Annotated in this window: 13 protein-coding genes and 1 pseudogene; 10 read left to right on the forward strand and 4 right to left on the reverse strand. The window is 63.5% G+C overall.

Annotated elements, in window-relative coordinates; all coding sequences use genetic code 11:
- From AC3WLY_RS13480 to AC3WLY_RS13500, 5 genes are all read left to right on the forward strand, one after another.
- A partial coding sequence (locus AC3WLY_RS13480; RefSeq protein ID WP_492332676.1) for a thioesterase domain-containing protein occupies positions 1 to 1176 on the forward strand: 1176 nt, incomplete at its 5' end.
- A complete protein-coding gene (locus AC3WLY_RS13485; protein WP_492332677.1) occupies positions 1173 to 1829 on the forward strand; it encodes a glycosyltransferase family 25 protein in 657 nt (218 codons plus the stop codon). The genes AC3WLY_RS13480 and AC3WLY_RS13485, both read left to right, overlap by 4 nt.
- A 63-nt stretch (positions 1830 to 1892) precedes the next feature.
- Entirely contained in the window at positions 1893 to 2372 is a 480-nt protein-coding gene (locus AC3WLY_RS13490; RefSeq protein WP_492310761.1) for a hypothetical protein, read from the forward strand.
- 16 nt (positions 2373 to 2388) lie between these two features.
- Positions 2389 to 4089, forward strand: coding sequence for a cyclic peptide export ABC transporter (locus AC3WLY_RS13495; RefSeq protein ID WP_492310762.1), 1701 nt, complete (start codon positions 2389 to 2391; stop codon positions 4087 to 4089).
- A gap of 390 nt (positions 4090 to 4479) precedes the next feature.
- Positions 4480 to 5382, forward strand: coding sequence for a helix-turn-helix transcriptional regulator (locus AC3WLY_RS13500; RefSeq protein ID WP_492310763.1), 903 nt, complete (start codon positions 4480 to 4482; stop codon positions 5380 to 5382).
- Between the two features lie 312 nt (positions 5383 to 5694).
- On the opposite strand, the gene AC3WLY_RS13505 is transcribed toward AC3WLY_RS13500, so the two are convergent.
- A complete protein-coding gene (locus tag AC3WLY_RS13505) occupies positions 5695 to 6507 on the reverse strand; it encodes a helix-turn-helix transcriptional regulator (RefSeq protein ID WP_425130880.1) in 813 nt (270 codons plus the stop codon).
- 176 nt (positions 6508 to 6683) lie between these two features.
- Positions 6684 to 6878: a hypothetical protein gene (locus tag AC3WLY_RS13510; protein WP_175962965.1), complete on the reverse strand. Its 195-nt coding sequence runs from the start codon at positions 6876 to 6878 to the stop codon at positions 6684 to 6686.
- A gap of 213 nt (positions 6879 to 7091) precedes the next feature.
- On the opposite strand from AC3WLY_RS13510, the gene AC3WLY_RS13515 reads away from it, so the two are divergent.
- The 5 genes from AC3WLY_RS13515 (at position 7092) to AC3WLY_RS13535 (ending at position 15851) form a co-directional block, all read left to right on the forward strand.
- Positions 7092 to 7394 (forward strand): hypothetical protein, encoded by a 303-nt coding sequence (locus AC3WLY_RS13515; protein WP_492310764.1) that lies wholly within the window; start codon positions 7092 to 7094, stop codon positions 7392 to 7394.
- 465 nt (positions 7395 to 7859) lie between these two features.
- Positions 7860 to 9608, forward strand: coding sequence for a cholesterol oxidase substrate-binding domain-containing protein (locus tag AC3WLY_RS13520; protein ID WP_492310765.1), 1749 nt, complete (start codon positions 7860 to 7862; stop codon positions 9606 to 9608).
- Positions 9609 to 10072: 464 nt separating this feature from the next.
- Positions 10073 to 11272 (forward strand): efflux RND transporter periplasmic adaptor subunit, encoded by a 1200-nt coding sequence (locus tag AC3WLY_RS13525; protein WP_492310766.1) that lies wholly within the window; start codon positions 10073 to 10075, stop codon positions 11270 to 11272.
- Positions 11269 to 14460 (forward strand): efflux RND transporter permease subunit, encoded by a 3192-nt coding sequence (locus AC3WLY_RS13530; protein ID WP_492310767.1) that lies wholly within the window; start codon positions 11269 to 11271, stop codon positions 14458 to 14460. The genes AC3WLY_RS13525 and AC3WLY_RS13530 overlap by 4 nt, the downstream gene beginning before the upstream one ends.
- The gene (locus tag AC3WLY_RS13535; RefSeq protein WP_492310768.1) at positions 14457 to 15851 is read left to right on the forward strand and encodes an efflux transporter outer membrane subunit; all 1395 of its coding nucleotides are present in this window, start codon (positions 14457 to 14459) and stop codon (positions 15849 to 15851) included. Before AC3WLY_RS13530 ends, AC3WLY_RS13535 begins: the two co-directional genes overlap by 4 nt.
- A 123-nt stretch (positions 15852 to 15974) precedes the next feature.
- Here AC3WLY_RS13535 and AC3WLY_RS13540 read toward each other — a convergent pair whose 3' ends face one another.
- Both AC3WLY_RS13540 and AC3WLY_RS13545 read right to left on the reverse strand, forming a co-directional pair.
- A complete protein-coding gene (locus AC3WLY_RS13540; RefSeq protein WP_310136518.1) occupies positions 15975 to 16877 on the reverse strand; it encodes a LysR substrate-binding domain-containing protein in 903 nt (300 codons plus the stop codon).
- A gap of 261 nt (positions 16878 to 17138) precedes the next feature.
- A pseudogene (locus AC3WLY_RS13545) lies at positions 17139 to 17269 on the reverse strand (IS3-like element IS407 family transposase); the annotation flags it as partial.
- Positions 17270 to 17293 lie beyond the last annotated feature (24 nt).

A 17293-nucleotide genomic window follows, 5' to 3' on the forward strand; every position in this document is an offset into this window, starting at 1 on the left:
GCGGCGGCCGCGCCGCGCGGCGCGGCCGCCGCTGGCGTCGAACCCGCCGCCGGTGCGGCCACGACGGCCCGCACCGGCGCGCCGACGGCGGACGAAAGCACGTTGCTGGAGATCTGGCAGCGGATCTTCAAAAGAAACGACATCGCGGTCAGCGACAATTATTTCGACCTCGGCGGACACTCGATCATCGCGATCCAGCTGATGGCCAATGTCGAAAAAGCGTTCGATCGCCGGCTGCCCATTTCCTGTCTGTTCGAGAATCCGACCGTCGAGAAACTGGCGGCGGCATTGGCCGGGAAAGCGCCGGCCGCCCCCGCCGGCGGACTCGTGCCGATCCGGGACGGCGGTCCCGCCGCGCCGCTTTTCCTCCTTCCGGGCGCCGGCGGGAACGTGGTCTACTTCCACCCGCTCGCGAACCACCTGAGCGAAGCTCACGCGGTGCACGGCCTGGAAGCGCTCGGCCTCGACGGCTCCTGCCTGCCGCTCACCCGCGTGGAAGACATCGCGGCCCGTCATATCGAATCCATCTGGCCGCTGGTGGGCGCCGGTCCGTACTACCTGGCGGGCCACTCGTTCGGTGCGCAGGTGGCGCTCGAAATGAGCCGGCAGCTCGTCGCCAAGGGCGCGGTCGTCGAACTGCTGGCGATCTTCGACGCTTCCGCGCCCATCGACAGCCCGGCCGCAACCTACTGGCAAGACTGGGACGACACCGAATGGCTGGTCGCGATCGCCCACGAAATCGGCACCTTCCTCGGGGCCGACCTTCAGGTGACGCGAGAAGACCTCGTCCAGCTCGACCCCGACGGCCAGGCCGGCTTGATCCTCGCCAGAATCGGCGACCGTGGCAACTGGTTTGCGGATGCCGGATCCGACCGCCTGCGCGCCTATCTGCGTGTCTATCAGGCCAACTTCAAATCGCGCTACGCGCCGCAAGCCGACCCGCTTCCCGTGCCGATCGCCTTGTTCCGCAGCACCGAGCGGGATCCCGGCGACTACGATCCGTCGCCCGAGATCGCGCAGCTCCGCCTCGACCCGACCTGGGGGTGGTCCCGCTTCTCGGCGCTGCCCGTCGAGGTGATGGACGTACCCGGCGACCACCTGACCATGCTGCTCGACCCGCACGTCGCCATCCTCGCTACCCGCGTCAATCAGTTTCTGGAAAAAAAACGCTCATGAAATCAGCACAGACGATCGACAACGCTTTCGCCCGCAAGGTCTGCATCAATCTGGACCGGCGCCCCGACCGCTGGGAAGCGATGCAAAGAAAATTCGCCGAACAGAACATCCTCACGGTGGAACGACTGCCCGCCGTCGATGCAAGGCTGGTGACCGTGCCGCCATCCTTGAGCCATATGCGTCCGCAGGACTACGGCTGCACGATGAGCCATCTTGCCGCCGTGAAGCAGGCCAAGGCCGCGGGCGCGAGCGAAGTCCTGATCTTCGAAGACGACGCCTTCTTCGACCCCGACTTCGCCGCGCGCTTCCCCGAGTTCATCGCGCAAGTGCCGAATGACTGGCACATGCTGTTTCTGGGCGCCTATCACTTCACGCCCCCCATTCCCGTCGCGCCGAACATCGTCAAGGCCGTGGAGACGCTCACCGCGCACGCCTACGTCGTCAGGGACTCGCTTTACGACGCATTCATTGCGATCAACGAAAACCCGCCGGCGATCAACGACCGCAACAACCTCATGCTGCAGCAGAAGTTCAATTGCTACTGCTTCGAACCCAATCTGGTCGGACAGGAGTCCGGCTACTCCGACATCATGGACGAAGTCATGCCGGAAAAGCCGCTGACCTATTCCTTTCCGATTCCGGATGGCTGGTAACGCCTGCGGCCGGCGCGCGCTGCGATCCCTTGCGGTCCCTATCTCAACAGGCCATTGAAGCTCATGAAAACCATCACCGTTGACCTCGAAACGGAGTTCGTAAAGTCCGCGCTCGATTCGCTCCACCGGGACTGCAAGCTCGGCGAGGCAATTTCGCTGGCTTATGGGAAATGCGAATCGATCGACGACGTGATCGATCTGATTTTTCCGTTGATCACGAAGACACGGCGGGTTGATTACATCCTGATGTACAGCATAGAAAGGAATCCCCGCATCCTCCTGCAGTTTCTTCGACTGATCGAAGCGCGGTTGACACGGAACGATAGCTGGACAGTCGCGTCGGTCGAGGCTGCGTTGCGTAGCGTGGCCGATTCATCGGGCCTCGGTTGGGACCGTGCGCAGCGCTTGCTGAAGTGCTGCATCCTGTTTTCCGACTCGCCGCTGGAAATCGTGGAAAGCATCGCGTTCCTCGGCAAGCACGAAACCTCGTCGAGATTGAGATCAGCGGCACAAAACGTCGAACTCAGCCACCTGATCAACTGAACGATATTGGCGACTCATGGATTCCGCTCAAAGTAAATCGCCGCCGTGGCATTCGGCCGTCACCCTGATGTGGCGCAGTCATCCCTGGTTGACCCTGGGCACGGTCCTTACGGGCCTCGTCAGCGGCATTGCGTCGATCGTGGGCGTCGGATTGATCAGCAGGGTGCTGCATGACCAGGACGACCGACAGACGCTGCTGACGATATTCATTGCGGTGAACGTCATCGCGGTTTTCTGCAGGAGCAGCGCCGCCGTGATGCCCTCCTATGCCTGCATGAAAGTCATGACGAGACTGCGCGTCAATCTATGCAAAAGGATTCTGGCGACCCCACTGGATGAAATTGACAGACGCGGCGCCCCGAATATCCTGACCATGCTGACGCAGGACATTCCGCAGTTGAGCCAGACCCTGCTCACCATCCCGACGATCATCGTTCAGTCCGTCGTCCTGGTATGCAGCATCGCGTATCTCGCCTATCTGTCGTGGATCGTTTTCGCTTCGACAATCACCCTGACAATCGTTGGCCTGGCGCTTTATCTGTTTTTCTATCGAAAGGCGGTCAATTTCACGGAAAGAGTTCGCGATGAATTTGTCCAGTTCAATGAATATACCCATGGCCTCGTGTTCGGAATCAAGGAACTCAAGCTCAACAGGACCAGACGACGTTGGTTTACCAGGGCTGCGATCGAATTATCATCGAAGCGCGTGGCAGGATTCAATTACATAGAACGCTTCTGGTTCATGAGCGGCGACAGCATTGGCCAGATCACGGTAGCGGTCCTGCTCGGATTTTTGCTTTTCGGCGTACCTTCGTTCGGCGTCGTGGACCCCTCCGTACTCACGGCGAGCATTCTGGCCGTTCTCTACATGATGGGGCCTTTGACCATGCTGATCAGTATTCTGCCGATCGTGGCCGAAGGCAAAACCGCGCTCGCCCGGCTGGCGGAATTCGGTTTCTTGATCGATGACAGCGAGGATTCGCGCAAGGAACCGCCCCATCCGCGCACCAGGGAATCCTCGGCGAATCCATGGCAACTCATTGAGCTGAAAGATGTGACGATGAACTATCGTGACAACGATTCGTCGGTCGATTTCGTGCTCGGCCCCATCAATATGTCGATTCATGCCGGAGAGCTCGTCTATGTCATCGGTGGAAACGGCAGCGGCAAAAGCACGTTGGGCAAAGTCCTCAGCGGCCTCTATGTGCCTACCGAAGGCCATATTGCCCTTGATGGAAAAGTCGTTGACGACGATGCCAGGGAACGGTACCGCAATCTGTTTTCCGCCGTCTTTACCGATTTCCATTTGTTCAATCGCATCATAGGGCCGGACCGCGAAAATTCAAGCATCGAGCTTGCCCGCAAATATCTTGAAACACTGAAATTGGCGGACAAAATAGAGATTGATGGCAAGAATTACTCGACAACCCGGGCCTTATCGACAGGGCAACGCAAGCGATTGGCGTTGCTTTGCGCCTATATCGAGGATCGTCCGATTTACATCCTGGACGAATGGGCTGCCGATCAGGATCCGGTGTTCAAGAGATTTTTCTATGAAGTGCTGGTTCCCGATCTGAAATCCCGCGGGAAATGCGTCATTATCATTACCCACGACGATCAGTACTTCAAGCTCGCAGATCGGGTCATTCGCCTGGATAGCGGCCGCATCTTCTCCGATACGGCCATGTGTGCCGTCCGGGCCGAAGTTGCAGGATGAGCAGCGATCCGGATGCAGTGCGCGCGTTGCAGCTCCGCGCAGATCCGATCCGCCGCACCGTCCCGCGACCGAATGGCCGGCGTTCATCGATCCCGGGCAACTCGATCTGCAATCGCGACGCCGGCCGATCGCTCTTCGCATTATTTAAAGAATCGGCATCAATACCAAAATAATTCAATCAATCAGGGTCAACCGATTTTCCTTTCATCAAGCGGCATTCAGCCACTGCCGAGATCTCGCCGCGCGTCGACAGCGCGGCGAGCTCGCGAACGCCACCGCAATTCGCCTGTCCCGGCTATCCGTTACAGACGCGTTCGCCACCGGGTGTTTAAATCATGTCGGTAACCATGCGCACAAGCGCAGCTTCAACGTCTCACCAGGAATCCGTTCATGGAGTTCAGCAGATTGTTCGCACACGTCGGCGAAGCGATCTCAAGCAGCGGGAGCCGACGCTTTCCCCGAGTGATGTACAGCCTGATCTCTGCGGCCGTCCCCGTCGACGAGATCCGCATTTCGGAGCTCGCGGTCGACGCGACGCCTGACGGCGATCTCGCGGTGCGCAGCCTCGGCGCGGTCGGCGCGGCGCTCGCGAAGGCCGGCCCGGCAGCCGCCTGTTACGGGCCGCAGATGCCGCCGCGCTCGGGCGCGAGCTGCGTGCACGTCGATGACACGCTCGCGGGCCACGGCCCGACCCACGCGCTGCTCCATCGCTTCGTCCTCATGCAGGCTGCGATCGTGCCGCCGCGTTGCGCGCAGTTCCATCTCTTGACCCGCAAGCGGGGCCACTATTACCTGATCTCGCTGTATCGCACGAACACGTTCGACGACTTTTCGTCGCGGGAGCAGGCCGTCCTCAAGGAGCTCTCGCACGTGCTGTTTCCAATCGTCGAGACCCATGTCGCGGCGCTCGATTCGGCTCCGCCGCCCGCCCACGCGGCCGCCGCCGCGCCGCCGGCGACCCAATCGGGCCGGGAGCGCGTGGCGCGGCGGTTCGCCGACCGTCTGCGGCAAGCCGGCGTCAAGCTGTCGACGCGCGAGATCGAGGCATGCACGGCGCTGCTGGCCGGCGACACGGTGCCCGCCATCGCCGTGCGTTTCGCGCTGCGCGAAAGCACCGTCGAGACCTACCTGAAGCGGGCAGCCGTCAAGCTCGGCTTCGGCGGGCGCCATGGTCTCACGCGCTGGATGCTCGACGAGGCGGCAGGGGCCGCGGGCGAGGTCGCGACTGAAGCACGCCGAGACGGCACGAGAAGCGTGCGGCGCGACTGCGCGTCGCCATACATCGGCACCTGAAGCGTCGGCACCCGAAGGCTAGCGGTCCGAAAGCGCGTGCCGGTGCCGCGGCGCGCCAGGAGCTGCAGCCCGCGCGACGCCGACGCGGGCTGCGTGCAAAACAGCATCGGATAGCTGCCGCCGGCCACCACCTCGAGCCGCACGTCGGCAATCAGGCCGACGACGAAGGCCGAGCCGCCGCACCCGGTGACATCGTCGTCATCGCCCGCGACGAGAGCGCCGGCGCGCGCACGCGCGCCAGCAATCCCGGCACGCCGGCCGGCGGCGCTGGTTGCGCGTCGGGTATCGGCGCCCGCGCCCGGCGTGACGGCATCACGCCGCCGACGCGCACGGCACGTAATCGTCGATCATCCATTTCGTGAGCCCGTGCCGGCCGCTGATGCCGAGCTTCACCGCGGCGCGCTTGATGTACGTCTCGACCGTACTCTCCTTCACACCGAGCTCGCCGGCCAGTTCTCGCAGCATCTTGCCCGCGAGCAGGCCGAGGCACACTTCGCTTTCGCGCGCCGACAGCACGACCGCCGCGCGCGCAAGCCGCGATTCGAACTCCTGGCGCAGCGCCTCGACGGCGGGCATCGTCGTGCCTTCGAGGTCGCCGTGCCGGCGCGTCGACGCATGCCACTCGACGAGCGGCAGCAGCGTATCGGCGAAATTCTTCAGGAACGACATCTCGTGCAACGAGAAGTCGCAATGCGACGCTGTTCGATGCAGCGAGATCACGTAGCGGCGATTCGCCTTGCACGACACGAGATGGCACTGAAATCCCCCTTCCGGTCCACGCGGCGGCGCGACTTCGCGGTCATTGCCGCTCCGCATCAGCGGATTGATGTGAATGAGCTGCCGGTCGCAAGCGGCCACGATCCGGTTCAACAGCGAATGCGCTGCCGGCGGCCGCTCGCCATGCGCGGCCGGCCCGCTGCCGCGGCCGTCGTCACCCGGCGCGCCGAACGCGCCGAGCGATTGCACGTGGACGACTTCGCCCGCCGGCTCGTCGAGCGTCCATTCAGTCATCCGGGTGATCGCGAGCGGAATCGATTCGACCAGCAATGCATGCATGTCGGATGCGAACCGCTCACTGCCGGCGCTCGAAATCACCTTCCCGAGCTTCGAGAACATCGCGAACATCTGACTCTCCTTGTTTCCTTGTTGTGCGTGCTTGAGGACGGCGGCGCAACGCCGGCGCGGGCGCGCCGGCGCGGTTTGCGCGGCGCGCGTTTCGGCACGCGCCGTCATGCGTTCTCGCGTTGCGGTGCGCGCCGATGTGTTCGGCTCACGCGAAACGGCGGCGCGCCGTGCTCTGTTCAGTTCGATGCGAGATCGCCCCCGCGAGAAGCTGAAACGTCCATTTCAGTCATCGAGCGTTGCTGATTGAAAATGGGCTGCCGCCGGACGCGCTGAAGGCCTGAATCGGAAAACCCGGCGCCGGCCAGGAGCGGGTGCGTTCCCGATGAACTCAACGAAAAATCATGAACAAAAAGCGAGATGATCCTTTCCATTGAATTTGATCCATGAATATCCCAGCCGCGTATGATAGCGACGATTTAAAATATCTGCAGTTATCGTGGCATTCGTTTTCTTAAATCGCCCCGCTTGCAGACCAAAAATCGATCAACTTGCAAGCCGCTCATGAGCAAAATTATGGTAGATCAATATAAATCGATATTTATTTACCACGAAATTTTGTAATAGTCGCCCGGAAACCGCCTACCATGGATTTTCGTCCAACAGGTCTTGTTCGAGAGAAGAATCGGCGAATTTCATCACATCGCTCCCGCTCGCCACGCAGCCCCAAGCACTTTTCTCCGGATATTGTTTCGATTCGATCAACGATCGATTCAATCTGCGCGACGGAAAAGCATAATTATTTTGCTGCCTACTTGCGGCAGCGCCGTCGATTACACCTTCAGGCGATAAAAATCGCCGCAATCAACATATACAGCGCCGCCGATACGGGCGTTGCAAAATATCAACAAATCGCGAAATCATCGTCCGTCACAAAATATCCATATTGAATCGCACGTAATTTACCCACCCCACCGCTTGCCGCCCGACAGATAAATTGCTACGCTTTTCCGGCGAAATAAACGACAAACCGTCGCCCGATTTTGAACTACAAGCGGGTTTATTTAAAAAAATGAAACATGAAAATTAATATGCACGTTCAATCATCTTTTATCGATCGTCGCGGCTAGCGTTTCGTCACACGCTATTCAGTCGAATCTCCATATCCACCTGCCGGCAGGACAGGCCGAGACGGCCAGTTGCAAAAGTCGTCGGCGGTTTTTCGATTCCCTTCCAGACGTCCGTGATGACGCGCGGCCGCGCATTGTCAAACGCACCGTCCTCTTTTCAATCCCGGCCCGCCAACGCGCAACGCTTCCCGCGCGTCACGCCTGCTTGAATCACCACACTGGCCTCAACGCGTCATTTGTCGTCTTTCCAATCTGTCAAACAATTCCGAGAAATTGGAGCACACCATGAGTCACGACTTTCGAGACGAACCTGCGCCGCGTCGCGCCTTCCTGGCCAACATGGCGAAACTCGCGGCGGCCGGCGTCGTCACCGGCTGGACACCGGTCTACCAGATTGCGGCGCACGCGCTGACGGCCGGCGCGACACCGCCCGGCTTCCCGGCCGACATCCCGCTTTACAAGCAGGCATTCCAGAACTGGAGCGGCGAGATCGCCGTGCAGGACGTATGGACCGCCGCGCCACGCTCCGCCGACGACGTCGTTGCGACGGTCAACTGGGCCCGCGCGAACGGCTATCGGGTACGTCCGCGCGGCTACATGCACAACTGGTCGCCCCTGACGCTGGACCCAAGCGCCGGCGCCGCGAACCTCGTGCTGCTCGATACGACGAAGTCGTTGACGGCCGTCTCCGTCGACACGTCGGCGAGCCCGGCGCGCGTCACCGCGCAAACGGGCGTCTCGCTGGAGTCGCTGCTCGCGACGCTCGAGCAATCTGGCCTCGGCATGGTCGCCGTGCCTGCGCCGGGCGGCATCACGCTCGGCGGTGCGCTTGCGATCGACGCGCACGGCACCGCCGTACCGGCGGCCGGTGAAACCTTGCAACCGGGCCACACCTACGGCTCGCTAAGCAATCTCGTGGTCGCGCTGACCGCCATCGTGTTCGATCCGGCCCGGCAGCAATACGTGCTGCGCCGGTTCGAGCGCAGCGATCCCGAGATCGGCGCGCTCCTCGCGCACATCGGGATGGCGTTCGTCGTCGAAGTTACGCTGACGGCAGGCCCGAACCAGCGGCTGCGCTGCCAGAGCTTCGTCGACATTCCGTCTTCCGAACTATTTGCGCCGGCCGGCACGCCCGGCCGAACGATCGCGTCGTTTCTCGATCGAGCGGGCCGGATGGAAGCGATCTGGTTCCCGTTCACGACGTGCCCGTGGCTCAAGGTCTGGACGCCGACGCCCAGCAAGCCGTTCCTGTCGCGCACCGTCACGCAGCCGTACAACTATCCGTTCTCCGATTCGATCTCGCAGTCCATCTCGGATCTCGTCAAGCGGATCGTGATCAACGGCGAAGGCGCATTGACGCCGTTGTTCGGCCAGACGCAGCTGGCGATCACGACCGCCGGCCTCGCGCTCACGCTCAGCGGGGACATCTGGGGCTGGTCGCGCACCGTACTGCAGTACATTCGGCCGACGACGCTGCGCGTCACCGCGAACGGCTACGCGGTACTGGCGCGACGTGCCGACGTGCAACGCGTGATCAGCGAATTCGTGCAGTTCTATCAGAATCGCATCGACGCATACAAGGCGCGCGGCGAGTACCCGATCAACGGTCCCGTCGAGATCCGGGTCACCGGTCTCGACAAGCCGGCCGATGCCGGCGCCGGCGCGGTCGTTCCCACGCTGTCCGCGCTCAAGCCGCGCCCCGATCATCCGGAATGGGACATCGCCGTATGGTTCGATATCCTGACGTTACCGGGCACGCCTGGCGCCGATCGCTTCTATCGCGAGATCGAGCAATGGATGCTCGCGAACTACACCGGTTCGTATGCAACGCTGCGTCCCGAATGGTCGAAGGGCTGGGGCTATACCGACACGGCCGCCTGGCAGGATGGCACTATGCTCGCCACCACGATCCCGAACCTGCATCGTGAAGGCCAGCCGCCGTCGAGCAGCTGGGATGCGGCGCGCGCGACCCTCGAACGCTACGACCCGCACCGGATCTTCCGGTCGCCGCTGCTCGATCGGTTGATGCCGTAGCAATCCCTACGGAAGCCGGCGCGGCGCGCTGCCATGTGCGCAGCGCGCGAGAACTCTTTTGAACATGGCGGGAAGATTCCGGGCCCCTCTCGACCGGTTCAGGTATCTGTCGGTGCATCGTTTCCGCCCCTACCGGGGTTGCACCGATTCTTTCCGTACCTGTCTTCGCCTTCCCGCAGCAGGCGGACCATCAGCCGCCTCTTCTTCACTTCCTCCAAACCGGCAGCCCGAATTGCCTGAGCAGGCATCCGGGCCGCTCGCCGCAGCAGCACGCCCCCGCGCACCGCCATTTCCTGCCGAACCCGCTCACACACCGCCGACAAACGGCGATTCGTGACTGCGGAGTACAAGTTCTTATGCCGTTTTGTCCGTTTATCGGCCGCTCGCCACACACGATACTGCGCACCATCCGGCGCGTGGCGCCTCACTCGACAATTCGCACGAATATGAACCGATACCCAGGATTGAAGCGCGTCGCTCGACGGGCCGCGCTTGCGGCCGTTCCGATGGCCGCGCTCGTCGCGTTGTCCGGCTGCCAGTCGGACGACAAGGCGGCGGCCGCGACGCCGAGCGTGATCGTCAGCCCGCCCGTCGCCCGCGACGTCAACGACGTCGACGTCTATACCGGACGCTTCGAAGCCGTCGATACCGTCGACGTGCGCCCGCGGGTGAGCGGCTATCTCGACAAGGTAGCGTTCCAGGACGGTGCGAACGTTCGGAAGGGCGACCTTCTGTTCGTCATCGATCCGCGCCCGTATCAGACGGCCGTCACGGCCGCGCAAGGCGCCCTCGAACGCGCGCAGTCGCAACTGAAGCTGAGCCGGCAAGATTTCGAACGGGCCAGCGTCCTGATCAAGACCGACACGATCGCACAGAGCCTCTACGACCAACGCCGCCAGGCCGTGCAAAGCGCACAGGCTGAGGTAACGAGCGCACAAGGCGCGCTCGAGCGCGCACGGCTCGACCTGTCCTTCACGCGCATCGTCGCACCCATGTCCGGCCGCATCAGCCGCAAGCTCGTCAGCGAAGGCAACCTCGTGAAAGGCGGCGACAGCGACGCGACCGTGCTGACGACGATCGTGTCGCAGGATCCGATCGATATCTATTTCGACGTCGATGAAGAAAGCTACCTGCGCTACACGCGCGAAGCGCAGAAAAGCGGTAGCAATGCGTCGTCGCGGCGCGTTGCGATCGCACTGCCGGGCGACGCACAACCGTCGCTGACGGGCACGATGGATTTCGTCGACAACCGCCTCGACAACTCGACCGGCACGCTGCGGCAACGCGCGCGCGTCTCGAACCCGGACCGGCGCCTGAGCCCCGGCCAGTTCGGCCGCGTCTACCTGGCGAGCCGCGTCGCGCATCATGCGCTGCTGGTACCCGATTCGGCCGTCGCGACCGACGCGACGAATCGCGTGCTGTATTTCGTCGACGCGAAGGGCACCGTCGCGATCCGCCCGGTGACCCCCGGCCGCCTGCACGGCAACCTGCGCGAAATCGACGCCGGGCTGAACGCCGGCGACCGCGTGATCGTCGACGGCTTCCAGCGCGTGCAGGCCGGCGACAAGGTCAAGGCCGTGCCGCGCGCGATCGATGCAACGAATACAGCCACGTTGGCCCAGACAACCGACAAGGCCAGCGGCACGACCGGGAGCGCGCAATGAACCTCGGCCGCTTGTCCGTCCAGCAGCCGGTGCTCGCGATCGTCCTGTCGATCGTACTGACGATCGCCGGTGCGTTGGCCTATTTCTCGCTCGCGGTGTCCGAGTACCCGGACATCGCGCCGCCGACTGTCGTCATCCAGGCAACCTATCCCGGCGCGTCTGCGGAAACCGTGTCGCAAACGGTATCGACACCGATCGAGCTCGAAGTGAACGGTGTCGAGGACATGCTGTACATGTACAGTCAGGCGACGTCGGACGGCAGCCTCAACATCACCGCGACGTTCAAGCCAGGCACGGATGTCGACAAGGCGCAGGTGCTCGTGCAGAACCGCGTCGCGCTGGCGACGCCGCGCCTGCCGGAGCCGGTGCAGCGTAGCGGCGTGTCGGTGCGAAAATCGTCGCCGACGCAGCTCGGCACGATCTTCCTGTACTCGCCGGACCAGCGCTACGACCCGCTGTACGTGTCGAACTACGCAATCCGCAACGTCGCGGACGTGCTGAAGCGTATCGACGGCGTCGGCGACATCAACCCGCTCGGCGCGCGCGAATACTCGATGCGCATCTGGCTCGATCCCGAGCGCGTCGCGTCGTTCGGCCTGAGCCCGAGCGACCTGATCGCCGCGGTGCGCGCGCAAAACACTCAACTCGCGGGCGGCGTGGTCGCCCAGGCGCCGATCACGAACCAGGCGTTCCAGCCGAACCTGATCTTCGAAGGGCGGCTCAAGCGCCCCGAGGACTTCAGCAGCATCGTCGTCAAGCAAGGCAAGGACGGGCGGCTCGTGCGGCTGAAGGACGTCGCGCGCGTGGAAGTCGGCGCACTCGCATACGCGACCGACAGCTACATGCTGCGCCACCCGACGATCGCGCTGCAAGTGCTGCAGCAGCCCGGCGCGAACGCGGTCGCGACGATGGACGCGGTCGAGAAGAAGATGGCGGAACTGAGCAAGGACTTCCCCAAGGGCATCGTCTACAACATCGGCTACAACCCGACCGCGTTCATCGGCGACAGCATCCACGAACTGGTCAAGACCATCTACGAGGCCGTCGTGCTCGTCGTATTCGTCGTGCTGCTGTTCCTGCAGGGCTGGCGGCCGTCCATCATCCCGATCCTGTCGATTCCGGTGTCGCTCGTCGGCACATTCGCGGCAATGGCCGCGCTCGGTTATTCGATCAACAACCTGACGCTGTTCGGCCTCGTGCTCGCGGTGGGGATCGTCGTCGACAATGCGATCGTCGTCGTCGAGAACGTCGAGCGACACCTGTCGACCGGTGCAGGGCCGCGCGACGCGACATTGTTGACGATGAAGGAAGTCGGCGGCGCCCTGTTCGCGATCACGCTCGTGCTTTGCGCGGTGTTCGTGCCGACCTCGTTCATTCCCGGCATCTCGGGCCAGTTCTTCCGCCAGTTCGGCGTGACGATCGCCGTGTCGACAGCGATCTCGTTCTTCACATCGGTGACGCTCGCGCCTGCGCTATCGGCCATGATCCTGAAAGCGCATGCCGACGAACACGATTCGGCCGCGCCCGTGTCGCGGATTGCCGCGTTGTTCGCGCCTGCAATGCGCGTCGTGCAGCGCTTCGCGAACGCGTTCAATCGCGTGTTCCAGCGCCTGTCCGATGCGTATGGCAGGCTGGTCCGGAAAGTTGTGCGAATTATCCCTGCGATGGCCGCACTGTACGTCGTCCTGATCGCCGCGACCGGCTATCTGCTCGTATCGAGCCCGAAGGGCTTCATTCCGGCGCAGGATCGCGGCTACCTGGTCGTGCTCGTGCGGATGCCCGACGGTGCGACGCTCGAACGCACGAGCGCGGTCGCGCGCAAGATCGAGGACATCGCACTGTCAGTGCCGGGGGTCGCCCGCGTGCCGGTTTTTTCCGGCGTCAATGCGGCGACCGGCACGAATTCGTCGAACAGTGCCGGGTTGTTCCCGGTATTCAAGCCGTGGCCGGAACGCAAGACGCAGGGACTGACGATCGAGAAGATTGCAGCCGAGATGCGTCAACGGCTGGCAAGCGTCACGGAAGCGTCGATCGTCGTCGCGATGCCGCCGCCGGTGCAGGGCCTCGGCAGCACAGGCGGCTTCGCGATGCGACTCGAAGACCGCAACGGCCTCGGCACCGCCGCGCTCGCCAAGGCGACGCAGGAGCTCGTCGCCGCCGCCAACCGCACGCCCGGCATGGTCGGCGTCTATACGCCCTACTCCGCAACGAGCCCGCAGGTGCATGTCGAACTCGATCGCGAGAAGGCCGAGATGCTCGGCGTGCCGAGCCAGGAAATCAACGACGCGGTCGAAACGTATTTCGGCTCGACCTACGTCAACGACTTCAACATCGTCGGGCGCACCTATCGCGTCACCGCGCAGGCCGACCTGCCATTCCGCGTCGACGCATCCGATCTCGCTCGGCTGAAGGTGCGGAACCGCGACGGCGACATGGTGCCGATCGGCAGCGTGACACGCATCGACGATACGCTCGGCGTCGATCGCGCGCCGCGCTACAACCTGTACCCCGCCACGGAAATCAATGGCGATACGGCACCGGGCCTCGGCTCCGGCTTCGCGATCAAGACGATGGAGACGCTCGCCAGACAGGTGCTGCCGCCCGGCATCTCGTTCGAATGGACCGATCTGTCGTACCAGGAGACCACGGCCGGCAACACGGGGCTGCTCGTGTTTCCGCTGTGCGTGCTGCTCGTGTATCTGGTGCTCGCCGCGCAGTACGGCAGCTGGAGCCTGCCCGCATCGATCCTGCTGATCGTGCCGATGTGCCTGCTTGCCGCATCGCTCGGCGTGCGCGGGCTCGGCCAGGACGTGAACATCCTCACGCAGATCGGCTTCATCGTGCTGGTCGGGCTTGCCGCCAAGAACGCAATCCTGATCGTCGAGGTCGCGCGGCAGCTGGAAGCCGACGGCATCGAACTCGTCGACGCCATCGTCGAAGCGTGCGTGCAGCGGCTGCGCCCGATCGTGATGACGTCGCTTGCGTTCATTCTCGGCGTCCTGCCGCTCGTGATATCCGAAGGCGCCGGCGCAGAAATGCGGCAGGCGGTCGGCGCGGCCGTGTTCTTCGGCATGATCGGCGTGACGTTCTTCGGGCTGCTGTTTACGCCCGTCTTCTATGTAATGGTTCGCCGGCTCGCGATGCGCAAGACCGCTGTCGCGGCCGTCGCGACGGAGGTGGTGCAATGAAGTTCATTCGACTTGTGGCCGTGCTGTCCGCGGCGGCCGTCCTGACCGCGTGCACCAGCGCGCCGGTCGCCGACGTCACACCGCCGCCGCTGGCTTCGACGTATGCGAATGCGGATCTGTCGGCCGGCGGCCCGGCGGCCGACACCGTCGCATGGTGGCACGGTTTTCACGATCCGATTCTCGACCGGCTGGTCGACATGGCGCTCGCGAACAACCTTGACCTGAAGGCCGCGGTCGCGCGCATTGACGCGGCGCGCGCGGTACGGATCGGCGCGGCGTCGCAGTGGCTCCCGTCACTCGACCTGAATGCGAGCGCCGGCCGCCAGCGGCAATCGGCATCGCAAGCGTTCCCGACCGATACGCCGACGACCGGCAACGCGTTCGATCTCAATGCAAGCCTTGCATGGGACATCGATATCTTCGGGCGCATCCGTCAGGGTGTGTCGGCCGCCGACGCGGACATCGCGTCCGCGCAGAACGATGCGGCGGCCGTGCGGATCGCGACGATCGACGAGACCGTGCGTACCTACGTGACGGTGCGCGGCCTCGAGCAGCGCCTGGCACTGGTCGAGGCCAACGCGCTGAGCCAGCGCAGCACCGAGGAATCGACGCGGCGCCTGTTCGACGCGGGCGTCGTACCGATTGCCGACGTCGACCGCGCCGCCGCGCAGACGGAGACGACGCTGGCCGAACTGCCCTCGCTGCAACTGCAGCGACAGGCAGCGATCCACCGGCTGTCGATCATCAGCGCATCGACGGTGCAGGACACCTACGCGCAACTCGATCCGCCCGCGCCATGGCCGGCATGGTCGGCCCCCGCGCCGGGCATCGGCACGCCAGCCGATCTGCTGCGCCGGCGACCGGACGTCCGCGCAGCCGAGGCGCGCGTCGTCGCGGCCTATGCGCGGATCGGCGTGGCGGAGGCCGACTTGAAACCGCACTTGCAACTGATCGGCGTGATCGGTGCGGCAATCGATGGCTTCTCGGGCGCCACGCTCGCGCGTTCGCTGGCATGGATGGCCGGCGCCGGCGCCAGCGCGCCGCTGTTCGACGGCGGGCGGCGGCGAAGCGTGGTCGCGTTGCGCCGCGCAGAGGCCGATCAAGCGGTCGCCGCCTATCGCACGGCGGTGCTGACGGCAGTCAGCGACGTCGAGACGTCCGTCGCGGCGACCGCCCGCAATCACGGTCGCACCGAACGCCTCGAACGCGCGGTGGCGAATGCGCGCGGTGCGTATACGCAGATCAACCGGTCGTGGCGCAGCGGTGAATCGGCGTTCATCGATACGCTGGAAGTGCAGCGCTCGCTGCTCACGGCCGAGGATGCGCTCGCGCAGGCACGGACCGACGAAATGCTCAGCAGGGTCAGGCTGATGGGCGCGCTGGGGCAATAAGTGTATGCGGCAGGATCGATCGATGCCGCACATTGACCGGTATACGCAAAGGGCGACGGATTCGATCGAAGCCGAACCCGTCACCCTTTATTTCCTGCGTGACCGATCACGCACGGGCCATGCTCAGTCGATGTCGCCGACGCCCTTCAACTCCGCGCTGACGTAGTCGAGAAAGCTGACGATCCGCGACGATAGCGTCGCGTTGCGATAGAAGACTGCATGGATCGGCTGGCGGAATTCGATGGTGTCGTCGACGAGCAATTCGACGAGGCTGCCGTCGCGACGATGGGCGCCTGTCATGTAGTCTGCCAGGCACACGATACCGGTGCCGTTAAGCGCCAGCGTCAGCAGCGTCTCTCCGCTCGACGCCTGCAACGCCGGCTGAATTCGATACACGTCGCCGTCCGCGTTACGCAACGGCCAGTGGTTCAGCGCCTCCGGCTGCACGAAACCGAGCACGGTATGGTTCGCGAGGTCAGCCACGCCGGCAGGCACGCCGGCCTTCTCCAGATAGCCCGGGCTGGCGAGAATGCGTAACCGGCTGCCGCCGAGCTTACGCGCGTGCAGCGTCGAATCGCGCAACTCTCCGATCCGGATCGCGACATCAGTGCGCTGTTCGAGCAGGTCGATGATCTCGTCGCTGGTATGAAGTTCAACCTCGATCGCCGGATACGCGTCGCGAAACCCCGGCATCATCGGTGCGATCACATGCTGCATGAATGGCATCGCAGCATTGATCCGCAGACGGCCCGCCGGCATTTCGTGCTGCCGCGCGATTTGGTCCTCGGCAAACTCGACCGATGCAATGATGTCTCGCGCATAGTCGAGAAAAACGTTGCCCTCTTCCGTCAATTCCAGCCGGCGTGTCGTGCGTCTGATCAGCGTCGTATCCAGTTTATCTTCGAGACGCCGCAAAACGCGGCTCATCACAGAGGTCGGCTGATGCAATCGGTCCGCTGCACCGGTCAGCGAACCAATGTCCGCGATCGTCACGAACGCGAGCATTTCGTCTAGTGTGGTCTTCATGGGAGGAGAATCAGGCACCAATCGTAAACCACTACGATAGTGTGGCTTTGTTCCGCTGATAACCATAAATTGGAGCGAATCACATTTGATTTCCAGTCAACAAACTCGATGAAACCCGGATGTCCGAGGTGTATGGAGTTTGTGATCGACGTGCATGCCTTCGCGTTCCGCCAGGGCGTCCAGGCGGAGCTAGCCGTACCGACGACGCTCGTGCGCCAGCGCCACCAGACGCGGCGCCAGCAATTCGTTCTCGTGGTCCGGCTGCTTGTTGTCGTGCAATACGCGGCGAGAAAGCCCGGCGGGCCGGCGGCGCGGCGCTCGGAGATGTCGACCTTCTCCCGAATCGCCGCGACCGCCTCCCCTTTGACCTGCGGGCTCAGTGCTTTCCCTTGACGACTCCGGCTGGCCCTGTTTGC

The organism is Burkholderia sp. FW306-1C-G01B (assembly GCF_058781685.1).